This is a genomic window from Thermoplasmatales archaeon (assembly GCA_026127925.1).
In the GTDB taxonomy this organism is placed as follows: Archaea; Thermoplasmatota; Thermoplasmata; order Thermoplasmatales; family Thermoplasmataceae; genus JAKAYB01.
In genome coordinates this window covers 329,104-343,989 of the sequence record JAJSLM010000001.1, presented here as the reverse complement: position 1 = coordinate 343,989, position 14,886 = coordinate 329,104, and the positions used below count along the sequence as shown (strand labels likewise).

General features: G+C 39.5%; 13 protein-coding genes. 4 read left to right on the top strand and 9 right to left on the bottom strand.

All coding sequences use genetic code 11. From position 1 onward, the window contains the following. Nucleotides 1-20: 20 nt before the first annotated feature. From LVQ96_01715 to uppS, 5 genes are all read right to left on the bottom strand, one after another. Entirely contained in the window at nt 21-677 is a 657-nt protein-coding gene (locus tag LVQ96_01715) for an HAD-IB family phosphatase (GenBank protein MCW6169871.1), read from the bottom strand. A 92-nt stretch (nt 678-769) separates the two neighbouring features. After that, the gene (locus LVQ96_01710) at nt 770-1,378 is read right to left on the bottom strand and encodes a CDP-alcohol phosphatidyltransferase family protein (GenBank protein ID MCW6169870.1); all 609 of its coding nucleotides are present in this window, start codon (nt 1,376-1,378) and stop codon (nt 770-772) included. A 27-nt stretch (nt 1,379-1,405) separates the two neighbouring features. Then, nucleotides 1,406-1,813 (bottom strand): hypothetical protein, encoded by a 408-nt coding sequence (locus LVQ96_01705; protein MCW6169869.1) that lies wholly within the window; start codon nt 1,811-1,813, stop codon nt 1,406-1,408. 50 nt (nt 1,814-1,863) lie between these two features. Next, nucleotides 1,864-3,174 (bottom strand): tRNA(Ile)(2)-agmatinylcytidine synthase, encoded by a 1,311-nt coding sequence (locus LVQ96_01700; protein ID MCW6169868.1) that lies wholly within the window; start codon nt 3,172-3,174, stop codon nt 1,864-1,866. Then, nucleotides 3,174-3,950: a polyprenyl diphosphate synthase gene (gene uppS, locus LVQ96_01695; protein ID MCW6169867.1), complete on the bottom strand. Its 777-nt coding sequence runs from the start codon at nt 3,948-3,950 to the stop codon at nt 3,174-3,176. Before uppS ends, LVQ96_01700 begins: the two co-directional genes overlap by 1 nt. A gap of 101 nt (nt 3,951-4,051) precedes the next feature. Here uppS and LVQ96_01690 point away from each other — a divergent pair, with 101 nt between their 5' ends. Further along, complete coding sequence (locus LVQ96_01690; protein ID MCW6169866.1) at nt 4,052-4,825, top strand: SDR family oxidoreductase; 774 nt, start codon at nt 4,052-4,054, stop codon at nt 4,823-4,825. A 58-nt stretch (nt 4,826-4,883) separates the two neighbouring features. Here LVQ96_01690 and LVQ96_01685 read toward each other — a convergent pair whose 3' ends face one another. Both LVQ96_01685 and LVQ96_01680 read right to left on the bottom strand, forming a co-directional pair. Beyond that, nucleotides 4,884-5,768: a methyltransferase gene (locus LVQ96_01685; protein ID MCW6169865.1), complete on the bottom strand. Its 885-nt coding sequence runs from the start codon at nt 5,766-5,768 to the stop codon at nt 4,884-4,886. Between the two features lie 65 nt (nt 5,769-5,833). Then, entirely contained in the window at nt 5,834-7,912 is a 2,079-nt protein-coding gene (locus tag LVQ96_01680; protein MCW6169864.1) for a DEAD/DEAH box helicase, read from the bottom strand. 262 nt (nt 7,913-8,174) lie between these two features. Between LVQ96_01680 and LVQ96_01675 the strand changes: the two genes are divergently transcribed. Further along, complete coding sequence (locus tag LVQ96_01675) at nt 8,175-9,647, top strand: hypothetical protein (GenBank protein ID MCW6169863.1); 1,473 nt, start codon at nt 8,175-8,177, stop codon at nt 9,645-9,647. A 180-nt stretch (nt 9,648-9,827) separates the two neighbouring features. On the opposite strand, the gene LVQ96_01670 is transcribed toward LVQ96_01675, so the two are convergent. Together LVQ96_01670 and LVQ96_01665 are read right to left on the bottom strand one after the other, a co-directional pair. Then, complete coding sequence (locus LVQ96_01670; GenBank protein MCW6169862.1) at nt 9,828-10,082, bottom strand: signal recognition particle; 255 nt, start codon at nt 10,080-10,082, stop codon at nt 9,828-9,830. Between the two features lie 2 nt (nt 10,083-10,084). After that, nucleotides 10,085-10,495, bottom strand: coding sequence for a 30S ribosomal protein S8e (locus tag LVQ96_01665; protein MCW6169861.1), 411 nt, complete (start codon nt 10,493-10,495; stop codon nt 10,085-10,087). Between the two features lie 178 nt (nt 10,496-10,673). On the opposite strand from LVQ96_01665, the gene treY reads away from it, so the two are divergent. Both treY and treZ read left to right on the top strand, forming a co-directional pair. After that, the gene (gene treY, locus LVQ96_01660) at nt 10,674-13,112 is read left to right on the top strand and encodes a malto-oligosyltrehalose synthase (protein MCW6169860.1); all 2,439 of its coding nucleotides are present in this window, start codon (nt 10,674-10,676) and stop codon (nt 13,110-13,112) included. Then, nucleotides 13,109-14,791 carry a malto-oligosyltrehalose trehalohydrolase gene (gene treZ / locus LVQ96_01655; GenBank protein MCW6169859.1) on the top strand — a complete coding sequence of 561 codons (1,683 nt, stop codon included), beginning with the start codon at nt 13,109-13,111 and terminating at the stop codon, nt 14,789-14,791. Before treY ends, treZ begins: the two co-directional genes overlap by 4 nt. The last annotated feature ends 95 nt before the right edge of the window (nt 14,792-14,886 follow it).

The following is a 14,886-nucleotide window of genomic DNA, read 5'->3' as shown; positions in this document are numbered from 1 at the left end:
TGACTAAACCAGAGTGGCATTCATTTACTGATATTTTCCAAGACCTCCATTATGACGGAGAAATCTTCACCGAAAACAACATAGTCTGCGGAATCAGCCACATATCTTGAAGTAGGATTGAAGGCGATAGAAAATGCTGCGTGATCGAACATTAAAACGTCGTGATCAGAATCACCGACTACAATCGTATTTTCACCTTCAATATCATAAATCCCCTGTATTTTTTTCAGGAGTTTCCCTTTTTTCTTAGGATCTACGGGAGCGAAACCTTCCTTCTTCAAGAAACCATTGCTGTCAACAAGAATGCAGTTTGCGTATATATCGTCAAAAGGTACAATGGTACTTATCTTCTCAGCAAGCCAATATACACCCCCAGAAATTATAATTGTCTTGATACCTAAACTTCGGATCTTGGAAAGAGTACCCTCGAGATTTTGTTTAAGTTCAATTTTGTCAAGGATATTACGGACATGCTTCTCGCTTACTTTTCCAAATTTGTCTAACCACAGCGAAACATCGCTCTTCAAGAATTCTTCGTAAGAAATCTTATCTCTTTCATAGAGGTCCCAGTTGGACTTATTATTGACTCCAAATGTTCGATGTAAGTACTCCCAACTACTTACTTCATTTGTAAGGACCCCATCCATATCAAAAGCGATAAGTTCAATTTTTTTCAATTATAATTTACCTTTCTTAGTAATGTGAATTTGTATCTTAATATTTTACGCAAATTCTCGATTTTCAGTATGCTTTGTGGATCAATTGCACATTATTTAAGGGCCTGATACGATCCGTAGAATCTTTGGACGGCGGTTACGTTTCCCGCTATGGCAAAAATGATTAGAAGTACATCAATAGGCGTTATCAAGATTCCGGAAAAGATAACATTGAATCTGAAAAAAAACTGGATCAATATAAAGACGAGCATGAGAACCAGCCTGTCTGCCCTGCCCATGATCCCTGAATAATTCCTCATTAATCCCAAAGCCTGTGATTGAACTCCCATATAGCTCGTAAGCATTATGCCTATTATCGCGAGTAAGCCAATCCATAGCTGAGCATATACACTAAAGGCGAAACCTAGAATTATAAATACATCAGAGTATCTGTCAAAAACATGGTCTATTAGATCGCCTCTTTTAGAAGCTATACCTCTCATCCTAGCAACCTTGCCGTCTATTGCATCAAACAGTGCCGAGAGTAATAATGTAAAGAAGCTTATGAGAATGAAGATATTATTAAGGAAAAATAACAGTCCAGTTAACGCAGCCAACGCCAGCGACAGGGCGGAGATTAGGTTGGGATTTGTTTCACTGAACGGGCGAGATATCTTTGTCAAAATCCCGTCGACCTTTGCACGGTAGGCATCGAGAACCATATCTCGGAATAACCTACAGATATACTTTTAGTTTCTCTTCTGAAAGCTGTTTATCACCTCAACACATTTTAGAACTGCATCATCTAAATTATTTTCAGTTACCTTGACTTTTCTGATCAATGGTGCCGGAAGGAATTCAAGGCTCTCATAATAGATCGTGTCGCTAAGTAGAGCATCGATATTTTCTTCAATTTTCTCCTTGCTGTATCCACGATTACTCAGTGTCCTTCTTACTGATTCCGTATCTCTTTGAAGTATTATGATCAAATCACAACCCAAAAGATGAGCGAAATGGCTCTCGACGATCATATTGTTGCTTTTTACAAAGTTCATTCTGTTCCTGAGGCAGTCTATATCGACCTCATCCCCATCTAGGCATTTTTCATATCCCTCAATAAGAGATGCGTTCTTACAGTCGTACCCAAGTTCTTTCAATTTTTGGCAAACTGTGCTTTTTCCTGAACCAGGTATACCGCTAATACAGATCAGGATGCATCGCCTTTCCGGAGTGAATAACCAGAGATGCTGAAGGGTTTGCTAAGATGTCTTCTTGTAGAAACTGGAACATCATAAAATCCCGGACTAACATCTCGTTCTATAGATTCATAGGATGGTAAATTCATTATCTTTCCGCATACAGGACATCTGTAGTCATTAAGGCCTTTGTTCACAGTTCTCACAGAGCAATCCGGACACTCTGGAGCAGTTCTGCCGTATATTTTGGATGTTGCTTTAATCTGCATTTTCTCAACGTTAAGTGTACCATTTTTCATCGAACCATAAACGCTGACCAAGTCCATGGGACGCAGTTGTCGGAATATTTTCCTGAATTCCTTCGTGGGTTCAAAGGCAGCGATTTTAACTCTCTTTCCGTTAGATATCATTTCAGAAAAATAATGGGAACCGTTGATTGAGTAAGGCGTTATGGAAATAATACCATCGATCCTATACGAATGGAAATCCCAGAAATATGTGGAATTCTCTATGATGTGATCATCGGTGGCTTGATTTGTCTCATACAACATGAATCTTGAATAGTGGAGATCAGAGATTCCGTCCAATTCAAGGACATTCTCCAGAAATCCTTCATCTGTCATAGATCTTATTCCCATCAATACTGGGGTGGATTGATCGGGGAATATTGCCGGGTGCCTATTCTCGCGATCAATGTTGTTGAAGGTCCCCTGGATCATCTCGGCTTTTTCCGATAAATAAAATTGTAAGTTCCTAGGAATCTGATGGTTCTTGTCATCAGAATAGAATAACAGCTCATAGGTAATTGCATTCCTCGGCCACGCAATTGCAGCAGCAGCGCCAATTATACCTCTGCCGTTCTTAATTTTGCGAAAATGCCCTCCGCTGTGAATTATAAAGTCCTCTGCTTCACTTATTTCGGATACTTCGCGAACTGCCTTCCAGTAAAATGCAGGGTCAAATGTAGTCTTGCTCGCGACGATACCTGGATTTGTTCCCTCGTAATCGAGATCAGCGTAGCGATAAATTACTTCTTCAGCTATATCCATTAGATCTGATTCATCAATTGATTCCTCGCCGGAATCGTATGAAAAAATATCTTTTCCAAGAATATTACCAATCTTTCTTTTTTCCCCAATCCCTTTCCCTAGTTGTACAGCCAAAGATGCGTTGCCTCTGGTCTTGAAAGGTATTGTAGGATTGAGCCTGACAAGTCTAGGCATTCCTATTATATCCATACCTGTTTCATGAATGATTTCTGTAAGAACAAAAGTTGTACACATATTCTTCGGGGAATCTGTGTCGTCTATGGCAAGGAACATTACTTTCCAAATCTCCTCTTCCGTTGCTGATATGATGCAATAGCTTTAAGGAAGTCTACTTTCCTTAGCTCCGGCCAGTTCACTTCAGAGAAGTATAATTCAGAATATGCTGATTGCCAAAGAAGAAAATTTGATATTCGTTCTTCTCCACTTGTTCTCAATATTAGATCTGGATCTGGAGATGTTTTATCATAGAGATACTTTCGGAAAATTCCTTCATTAATGTCGTCCACCTGGATCTTCTTATCCTCTACGTCCTTTACTATAGATTTTATTGCGCTAATTATCTCTTCTCTGCCCCCATAACCGACTGCTATGTTAAGCCTAAACTTCTCGAAATCCTCTGTCGTTCGCTCTACTTCGTCTATGGTCTTTCTGAGATAGTCTGGTAATCGATTGGGATCGCCAATTACCTTCACACGAATTCTGTTCTTGAACACGCGTTGGTCCTTCATCAGGTCAAGGAGCGCACCATTTATAAGTCTTAACAGGAAATCTACTTCATCAGGATTCCTGTTAAAATTCTCAGTTGAAAATCCGTAAACCGTAACGGTATGTACACCAATTTCCATACACCACTCCAGCACCTCTTCGAGTTTTTTCTTACCCTGTACGTGCCCTTCCTCATCGGAAATGTTATTATTCTTCGCGTATCTGCGATTTCCGTCCGTAATTATCCCAATGTGGTGGGGCACTTTATCAGATTTTATCTGCTCCATCAGGACACGCTCATACATTTGAGCTGTGAGATCACCGATACCCTGGACTATTCCCATTTGAAAGTCCTAATACATTTGAGGTTGATTAATTTTCATAATTTCCTATCGGAAAAAGAATCATGGTACCCCTAATTTATAGAAAGCAGTGATATAGTTATATGGAAAACGCTAGAATGAATGGAAAAATTGCGTTGATAACAGGGTCGTCTAGAGGGATAGGGCGCGCAATAGCAGAAAGATTCCACAGGGATGGAGCAAGAATAGCAATAAATTATTCAAGAAACGAGAAAGCGGCCTTGGAACTGAGGGAGAAATTAACAGGATCTGAGATTTTCAAGGCTGACGTATCCAACAGAGATGAAGTCAGAAATATGATAAAGGATATCAACAAAAAGATGGGAAGCATTGACATTCTTGTCAACAACGCGGGAATTTTCAATCTCATGCCGTTTGAAGAATATGATGAAGAGCGTGTTGAGAGGATGTACGCAGTAAATGTAAAGGGTGCTGTGTACACTACGCTGGAGGCCATTAACAACCTTAAGGAAACTAGAGGTGTCATTCTAAATATAGCTTCAAACGCGGGGGTCGGTACTGCAGCAGACAATACAACATTTTATTCAATGACTAAGGCCGCGATAATAAGTCTGACAAAGAGACTTTCATTTGAACTAGGGAAGTATAAAATTAGAGTAAATGCAATCGCACCAGGCTGGGTAGAATCAGACATGACAATAGGAGGAAAAACAAAGGAAGAAATAGATACTTTTGAAAAGTTTTTCATTGAGAGAACAGAGCTTAACATGATCGGAAAACCAGAATACATTGCAAATATTGCATCATTTATTTGCTCAGATGAGGCAGCGTTTATAGATGGCCAAGTGATCGTTGCAGACGGTGGAAGAATAGACAATCTCACTCATAGCCTTTAACACTGTTCGGGGCATTTTAGATATCTTAAAAGACAAGATTTCCTAAGAACGAAGAAGATTAATTTTCTTTCCTTAGCGTCAGAGAATACATCCTTTCAATTTTTGAATAACTATGAACCACTCTTTTCGAAACTATGTTCAAACCCATTTCAAAAAGCTTTTCCATCCTTTCCTCGAGGGTTATTATATCAGCTATCTCATAATAATTTATTAGACCGTTCGATTTAAGAACCTCTTTAGCTGCTGAAACGTACATAAAAGAATCATGTGGAAGATTCATTATGATTCGGTCAACATCCCTGAATTTTACTATTTCTTTTTCTGCCAAGCCCAGGGTTGGGTATATGCGCCCCAACAGATGATTTTTCTTCAGGTTTTCGTTCAAAAGACCAATGGCTCTAGGGTTACTATCTATCGCATAAATCTCGCACTTTTTTTTGTGCGCTATGTTTAACGGAAAAGTCCCTATACCAGAAAACATGTCAACGATCAATTCACCCTCTTTTACTGACTGTGAAACAAGGAGGCGTTCTGTCGCGAGCCTTGGAGAAAAATACACACTGCTTAGATCCACCTTCATTACCACTCCGTTTTCCCTGTAGTCAGTTTCATAGACGCGCTCCCCTTCTATAAGATTCAGGTCTCGAATGCGATAAGGTCCGGATACACCCTGGTCCGAATAGACTGCTTTGATATTCCTATTAGTCGTCAATATCTCATGTGCAACTTTTTTCAATCTTTCAGGTTCCCTGTATTTTAATATGGCTATACTCCCTATAAGGTCAAACGAACCACCGGATGTTTTTGGATAATATCTGATCCGCTTTTCCTTTGGTTCTATGTCCACGATTTCAGCGTTTTCATAGATACTTTCTGGTACTTTACTCAACGGGACATATACAAATTCAGAATCCTTTTGTATAACGTGTTTAAAGTCCCTCACTGGACCTTTACCCAAAAGAAGGATAATATTGTTCGCAAATTCTTTTTTTATTTTCAGATGGATCGTCACGAATATCCTCTTTGAACCAATCTTGTTGCATTTTCTTTGGTAGTCTCTGCGAGTCTCTTTGAGAACCCCGGGATATTCTGGAGTTTTTGTATATCGCATGAGGCAATAGAATTAAGATCTAAAAGCCCATTATTAAAGAGTCTTCTTGCCCGAACCCTGCCAATGTTGGGTAATACAATAAGGTGAACCAGCTCTTCCTTTATGCCTTCCCTAATTCTGATATTTAAAATTTCAAAATATCTCCTTTTTTCTGGAAGAAACAGGCCCGCAAGGCGTGAAAGTGCATAAGATATCCAATCTGCACTGCTTGCTTTTGACTGAACATCCCCCGGGCCGATGAAGAAATCACTGCAGATTTTATTTATTGGCACTTCCTGTATCCAGGAATATAACATCATAGCGAGCTTTATTCTGTTTAATGCATCGGGATCCCAATCTTCCAGTGGGAAATCCGCGATCTCAGCAAATACAATAGCCTGTTCCCGCTCTGCAGCCCTTATATAAAGTGAAGGGATCTCTGGAGATTTTGCAAGCCAGAGAAGGGAACGTTCGTCGGTAATGTCTTTGCTTCTCAGGTAGTCCCGGAGTTGAACAGCAGTTATTGGATCAAGATAAAGGTCCGAAACAATCTTGCCAAACTGGGTCGGATAAAATTTAAAATTCCGCGAAAGAACAAGCTCGTTCTCTACCAAAAAGTTCATGGACTTTTCAATATTATAAGATAAATCGGTATCCGGATTCTGAATACCAAAAAGGGAAGAATCATAAAATTCAGATATATCTTGAATGCTTTTGGCTAAACCGTTTGATACAAGCGCCAATGATATAAAACGAATCAAACTTTCCTGCCCCAGGTTTGATATTACCGGCTCGGGTTCCGATTCAAGATAGTCCCTGGCTGTTTCTTCCGTGTTTGAATTAGCGGCATAGAGGATGCCGTATCCGGACCGATCATACTTTGGCCTTCCTGCCCGGCCCAGCATTTGATGTACCTCCGTTGTTGAGATGTACTCCATGCGCCCGTTCGAGTAACGGCTGAGATCAAGAATTAAGACCGTCCGTGCTGGCAAGTTTATACCGGCCGCAAGTGTAGGTGTTGCGACAAGAACTTTGAGCTTTCTGTCCCTGAATTTTTCTTCAACGAGTTCCCTTATCTTATTCGACAGACCCGCATGGTGAAAAGCGACTCCTGATGAAAAAAGTTGCTGCATCTGGTCGTCGTAGTAGTTCATTTCGTCCTCATTAGCTGTAAATTTTACCGGTTCGATTTTATCTTTCTCTATCCTCTCCGAGAGTTTAAGAGCAAGATCTTCTGCTCTTTTTCTTGAACTCACAAAAATTAGGATCTGCCCGCCTTCGGAAACGACTCTGTTGCAGAGTCCAACCACCGCATCCTCCTCCTTGAACGAAGCTATCCTTTTATCAGCTATCTCCAGGTATGATTTAGTTAATATCCCCTTGCTCAGAGACACCGGTCTAAAGTCACTGACTACTGGCACGGCATTAAGCCATTTGCACAGATCGCTGATGTTTGTAATGGTGGCTGATAAACCAAGAGTCATCGTGTCCGGACTGGATTTAACTATAGCTGAGAGAAATGTTTCAAGCCTTGAACCTCTGGACGAATCTCCAAGAAGGTGTAGTTCATCTGCTACAACAAGAGATATTTCAGAAATAAAATCCGGATCTCTGTGAAAAAGGGAATCAGCTTTTTCTGAGGTACATACTACAACATCGCATTTCTTTATAAATTCAGGGGTTTCGTCATAATTCCCAATGGATAAAGCAACACGCATTCCCTGAGAGCCTAGTTTTTTCAGTTCAGAATACTTTTCAGAAGCCAGAGCTCTTAAGGGAACAATATACATGCTCTTATTCTTTTTAAGAAATTCCTTGTATATGGCATAGTAAGCTATTAGACTCTTTCCTGATGCAGTTGGAACAGACACGATTACATTTTTGTGACTATCCAGGAGCTTGATGGCTTCCTCCTGATGCGGATACAGTTCCACATCATTCCCATCGAATAAGTCAAGAAAGGACTGTGGCAGAGAGAGTTCACTTAGCTTTGTCAACAATATGTGATAGCGGAATTAGATATTACTTTATCTTTAGGATTTATACTGCTTTATCTCTGGCTTAGTGCTGTTTCTGCCCCAACATGTACGTGGCGACTTTTCTTCTGGTAGCATTTAGGCTCTCTTCAGACACTGAAGTATTTGAGACTAAACTGCTGGGTCAAGAACGAAAATGAGGAGGTATAATAAGAAGCAAAGAGGTGCTAAATAAGAGAAAGACATGCTAATCTTCAATAGGAGAGTTGCCGGTGAGATTTAAATGCCAAATGGTCTTGTGAAACTAATACTATTAACTCGGTTTTCAAAGCTTTACATTATTTTTCTCGCGTTCTCCGTTATGGTGAGCATTGTACTTGCGTTCGATCTTTCTCTTGTAGGAAGTTTATTATTCAGAGCAATTTTCGTTGGTGTAAGCTTGTTTTTCATATACTATTTTGTTTATACAGCAAGCATACCCATACTCAGATCTGACGTTGATTTCCTGTTTACATCCCCCATTAACGACCAATGGAAGGCCGTATCACTCTATATAAGTAAGTACGTTTTCGTTGGTCTTTCAATTTTAGATACTCTCCTATGGGCAGCCGGGCCAGTTTCAACATCCCCTCTTGGCAGATATGCCATCATAATATCCTTGATAGCGCTATCATTCATAGTAACCTCATTAAGTGTTATTGCTTCAACCTTTACAGTAGTAAAGAGAGTTTTGATTGCCATAAGTTTTATGTTGTTTACCCTCTTATACCTTGTACTTTCCTGGTACACGGTTCCATATCTTTCGGTTCTAAGCGACATTTCAAATTTTCATATAGATATCGTTAGCATTATCATGGTGCTTGTTCTTCCATTAGTTCTTGTATTTTATGCAATTAGAGTTCTAGGGAATGTAAATTCTGAGAACCTGGGCCAGATAGCACCACACCTAGATACAAGGACGTTCTTAAATACGCATAACAGGACAGAAAAAGAGGAAAACATTTCGTTCAACAATATTCAGGCGTCGGAAGCAATGATTAAATTCAGTCTTTCCAGAAGCCATTCTACACTGACTGGTAAGAATTTTTCTTCGGACAACGTTGTCAGAATTTCCCAAGGCCCTACGCTTAAATTTGCGTTAGTGACGGGTATAGCCTTGGCCGTTATTGTAGGAGTCCTTGGTTTCTTGTCACATTTTTATATGCTCCTACTTACCTTATTCCCATTGATCATTCTGATCATTGCCATATATACTCTTTTGGGCATCACTTTCACTCATTCGATAAACGCTTTATCCCTGGAGAGGGGCTGGCTTTCATTTACATCAGTATCTCCCCGCGAGTACGTAGGCTATCTAATACTGGCACGCATGATCAAGACCGTCCTTGTTTCCACCCCCATTGGAGTAGTATTGGTTTTCCTTCACTTCATATACGGACTTAATACAGTGGGAGTGGCATACTTAGAGTTCTTTGTTGTGCCCTTGCTTATAATGCCAATTTTCTTGTTGAACGTTAGTTTAGGAACATTTCAGATAAGAGACCCTGCGTTTATAACCCCTCAGCGAAAGGCCAGGCAATTTCTCGACATGGGGCCTATTACTGCCCTGATCGTTATAGCCGCCGTATCCATAACATCCGTAAACGCAATAATTTACATATCTGCTATTGTCCTGGCTTCAGACATATTCCTTTTCTTCGAAAAGAATTTGTGGATAAAAGTAGTATTTCGCGTGACGGAAAGCGGATACATATAACTAACCCACATACAGTATTGATAATTTACGATTCGTACACATCAATAACCAGATCTAATTCCGAGACCTTTCGAATTAAAAGATAGCTAGTAAATTCGAATTTGAAAATTTTATTCTTTGTATGTGAATCGTGCTTAGTTTTTAAAAAGTGCAAAAATGGAAAAAGGAATTAGATTTAGGTTATCTGAGTTTTCTTTCGATCATCTTAATTAAAGTGGATTTCTTGACATTAGCCTCTAGCACGTACATCTTACACGGCTCCCACGGTACTCTTGGATATCTGACATCTCGCACTTCATACTTGAATCCAAATCCTTTCAGGATATTGACAAGAGATTCATCAGAGTATTTCTTTGCTGGATCTAATGGTATTCGTCGCCCCTTAGACCTAGATAATTTTGGGTTGAAATACTGGGAATATAATGTTATTGACATAACTAATTCTGTTTTTCTTGACTGACAGAAGATTCCTCAAGGAGAACAGCATTTATAACTCCGTCCTGTCCTGGTCTTGACGTCACCTTGGCCTCACCTATTTCAGTCAAGATTACAGTACCTTTAGTGATTATATTTCTCTGAACATAATGCTGATCAGCAGAGTTTTTCTTAACGGTCTGAATTTTAACTCTCTTTACAACTTTTCCTGATGGCGAATAAACATTAGCCGTGTCCTCCTTCATAAGGACCACTTTTGAATTACCGCCGGTTGTCCTGATAACTTTTCTTGATGTGGGCCCAATCCTTGTAAGCGTCGGTTCGCGTCCAAGCTCATATCTTCTCTTTTCTCTGGCTTTTCTTAGCTTCCCACCACTCGGTTTCTTTTTTGGTTTACCATGAAATATAGTCAAACTGTTTCACCTGATCAAACACTTTTGTATCTCCCGTAACTTATACCGGAATAAAAACTTTAAGCGAAAAATTAGAAATTATCCCCAATAACAGTTGATGATACCTTTGACTGATAGAAAACCCAATTCAATTACAGTAATGGAAGACTAAAAATATGTGCGTTTGTTAGCATAATGTATGAGTCTCCATCCAACGTCAATGTACAGATTACAATTCAATAGATCCTTTCCACTCAGCGAGATAGGAGGATTAATCAGTTATCTTAAAAAATTAGGAGTATCTCACATTTATTCTTCACCCATCCTTGAAAGCGTTAAAGGCAGCAATCATGGTTATAATGTTGTGAATTTCGAACAAATTAATCCTGAACTTGGAAGTGAAGAAGAATTCGTACAAATGTCTGAGTTGGTTCATAGGAATGAGATGGGATGGATCCAGGACATTGTTCCGAATCACATGGCTATTAGTTCTCAGAATGTGTATTTACAGGACATATTTAGGAATGGACCAAAATCCCATTACTACAACCTGTTTGATGTTTTTCATTCAACTAATTTCCAATCTAAGAAAATAGATCTGCCAATACTTGGAACCACATTTGAAACCGCCCTGAAAGACAAAGTCATATTAAAGAATGGACAAACGATAGAAATAGGAGGAGAAACATTTGCGTTACGCACAAATTTTGGTGCGCCATCCAGTCGGAACGTTAAACTAGAAGATTTGATTAAATTTCAATACTTCAGGCCAGTATATTACCGTTCTGCATTGGCTGGAACTAATTACAGGAGATTCTTCTCTGTCAACTCACTAATTGCAATAAGACCAGAAAAATATTTTTCACTAGTTATGGGAAAGTTAAGAGAACTAGAAGAAAAAGGGCTTATAGACGGGTACAGAATCGACCATATAGATGGACTTTTTGATCCTAGGGGATTCATATCAAGAATCAAACGTAACAAAGGTGCTTATGTTTTTGTTGAAAAGATACTAGACAAAAACGAGAAAGTACAACCATTATGGTTGTCTGATGGGACTACTGGTTACGATTTCCTCTTCCGATGCACCTATTTGTTCGTAGACAAAAAAAATAGGTCTAAACTGTTAGGGATTTATAGAAAGTTTACTGGCGAAAGTATAGACCTTCAAAGGATTATGCAAGATGCAAAGCACCACTACATGGAAAAACGCTTCGTCTCGGAGATCGACTATGTTACGGACATATTCTTTAAGTTCGCCAGAGAAAAGGTTTACGGACAGGAATGCAACATTCATTCATTAAGGGCGGCCTTGAGTGAACTTCTCGTAAACATTCCTGTATACAGGACATACGTTCCGGATAAGCACTCGTTCGAGATCTTGGAAAGAGCAATTGAAAACGCAAAAGAGAGTTCTGCAGAAGGCGATGCTCTTGACATTCTTAAACGCGTATTGCATGATAAAACCTCAACTGAAATTTTTAAAAGATTAGAGCAGTTCATGCCCGCTATAACCGCGAAATCCACTGAAGATAAGGCGTTCTTCCTTTATGTGCCACTGCTATCAATAAATGAGGTGGGATGCGACCCTGAATTATTTTCCGTGTCTCCTGAAGAGTTCCACCAATTTAATTTGGAACGATCTAAGGTTTCACCTAATTCCATAAATACTCTATCCACACACGATACCAAGTTGGGCGAGGATCTGCGGGCAAAGATCAATGTAATATCAGAGATCCCAGAGGCATGGGAAAAATACATACAGTCATGGAGTAGTTTTAATGTGAAATTCAAAATTAATGATTCCCCAAGCAAGAAGGATGAGTACTATTTTTATCAGATCCTTCTGGCACAAAATCCTTCAGAATGGGATTCAAAGTTCGAGGATCGAGTGTGTAACCAGATGTTAAAAATGGCCAGAGAATCTGGAACAAATACAGATTGGGATCAAAAGAATGAAACCTATGAGGAGACCTTGCTTAATTTCATACGTGCATCAATGAATGATACTAAATTCAGGGAAAGTTACATGGAATTCTACAACCGCGTCGCCCCATATGGTGCATTAAATTCTGTCGAGCAGAATTTACTTAAAATAACTTCACCGGGGGTACCAGATGTCTTCCAAGGCTCAGAACTGGCAAATAACTTCTTCACAGATCCAGACAACAGAATTGCAGCAAACTTTTCCTTGCTTTCGCGGGAGCTGGAATATGTCGTGGATCAGTACAGAAAAGGCAATTTCAATGCGTTTCTTGATAATTTGTCAAGTGGACGATTGAAACTCTTAACTTCTTATGTCTTGCTAAATTTCAGGAAGAGGAGTAAAGTTTTCTCTGGCAAATACATACCTCTCCAGGTGCATGGAAAGCTTAAAAATAATATCATAGCTTTCAGCCGCGTCTACAAGAAAGAGACTATGATTGTCGTTGTACCTATCCGAACGGCTTTTTTGAATGGAGTCCTCCCGTTGTCAAATGTGTGGAAAGATACCAGACTGACACTGGGTGACAACAAACTTCACAAATTTATAGATGTGTTCACAAACGACGTCTACGAAGTAAAAAATTCTGTAAAAGTAGAGAACATAATGAGAACTTTCCCTTTCACGGTCTTGACGGAGGGTGTTCTGAAGTGAACCATGGGTATGAGTTTATTGGAGATACCGTTACCGTTCATGTTTGGGCGCCCAATATTAAGGACATGGTGTTTTTGCGTGTTAGAGATGGTGCCAGATTTACAATGTACGATTCCTCGGATGGATTCAAGAGCGCTGACTTAAAACTATCTCCAGGTGACCGATATTACTTTCTCGCTGACGGTAAAAAAATACCAGATCCTGCTTCGAGATTTCAACCTGAGGGGATATATGGTCCAAGCGAGATAATAAAAAACGACCTTGAACGCATTAAAAAATGGAAAACATATGACCTGAAGGAAACCATAATTGAAGAAATCCATGTTGGAACGTATACAAGAGAAGGTACTTACGAATCCGCGGGGGAAATGGTTGATCATTTTGTAAATTTAGGAATAAATCACGTGGAATTAATGCCGTTGAACCAGACTTATGGAACTAGGAACTGGGGATATGACGGCGTCTTTCTTTTTGCTCCTAGTTATAGCTATGGTAGGCCTGAAGACTTGTGTAGATTTATCGACAAATTACATGAGAACGGCATAAATGTTATTCTAGACGTAGTTTACAATCACATAGGGCCACTTGGTAATATACTCGGAGTTGTTGGAGACTATTTCTCAAAATGGTACAATAATCCATGGGGTCAGGCACTTAATCTTGACGGACCTGGATCAGATGCAGTAAGATCGTTCATTTTGCAGAACGTGAAATACTGGATAGAAGAATATAAATTCGATGGCCTGAGGATAGATGCGACACATGCCATTTTCGATTCTTCCCCGAGTCACATACTGAAGGAAATTTCTATTCTAATAAAAGGCCTCGAGAATAGATTAGGAAGAAAAATAAAACTCATTGCCGAAGACGACAAGAACGACAATGCCCTCGTAAAGGAACTAAAGGACTGTGGTTACGGATTTGATGCAAGTTGGAATGGTGATTTCCACCACAGCATACATTCATTTCTGACTTATGAAAACAGTGGGTATTATGAGGATTATGGAAAGTTTACTGACATCACTGACTGCCTTGAAAATGGTTATCTCTATAATGGGAGATACTCGAAGTACCTGAAGAAGACAAGAGGAACATTATTCGAAGAAAACAGAAGAAAACTGGTGGTTTTCGATTCGAATCATGATCAAGTTGGAAACCGTGCGTTTGGAGAGAGACCGGTCAGTATAGTTGGCGATGAGAAAGCAAAGCTATTCGCAGCTTCCGTGCTTCTCTCCCCCTTTACACCTATGCTTTTCATGGGAGAAGAGTACGGCGAAACCAACCCCTTTTTATTTTTTATGCAAACAGAAGATAAAGAGTTCGCAAAGATTGTAAGAGAAGGGAGATTTAAAGAATTTAAAGATTTTTCCTGGAAAGGCGATATACCGGATCCCTCATCCGTCGAATCGTTCAATAAATCGAAATTATCATGGAGGATTACAGACGACAGAGGGAAAGAGTTTCTTGAATTTTATAAAAAAATGATAAGTTTGCGCAAGAAGATCGTTTCCGAGAAATATCAAGTACATTTTGAGAGTAAAATAATAAAGATAGAATACCAAAAGGCTTCGGTTTACTTTTCCTTCTCTGATAAACCACAAACAATAGTACAGGAATCAAAAGGAGCGACAAAGAAAATTTTGATCCTGCCATTCTCAGCCTTAATTGAGGAATATTAGTTGTACCTTCATAGTAATTTCTTTTTTATGACGGAGCTAGTAGGGAGCGATTATTAAATGAATGAATTTTGTTTGACTCGGAAGTGTTAAATCTT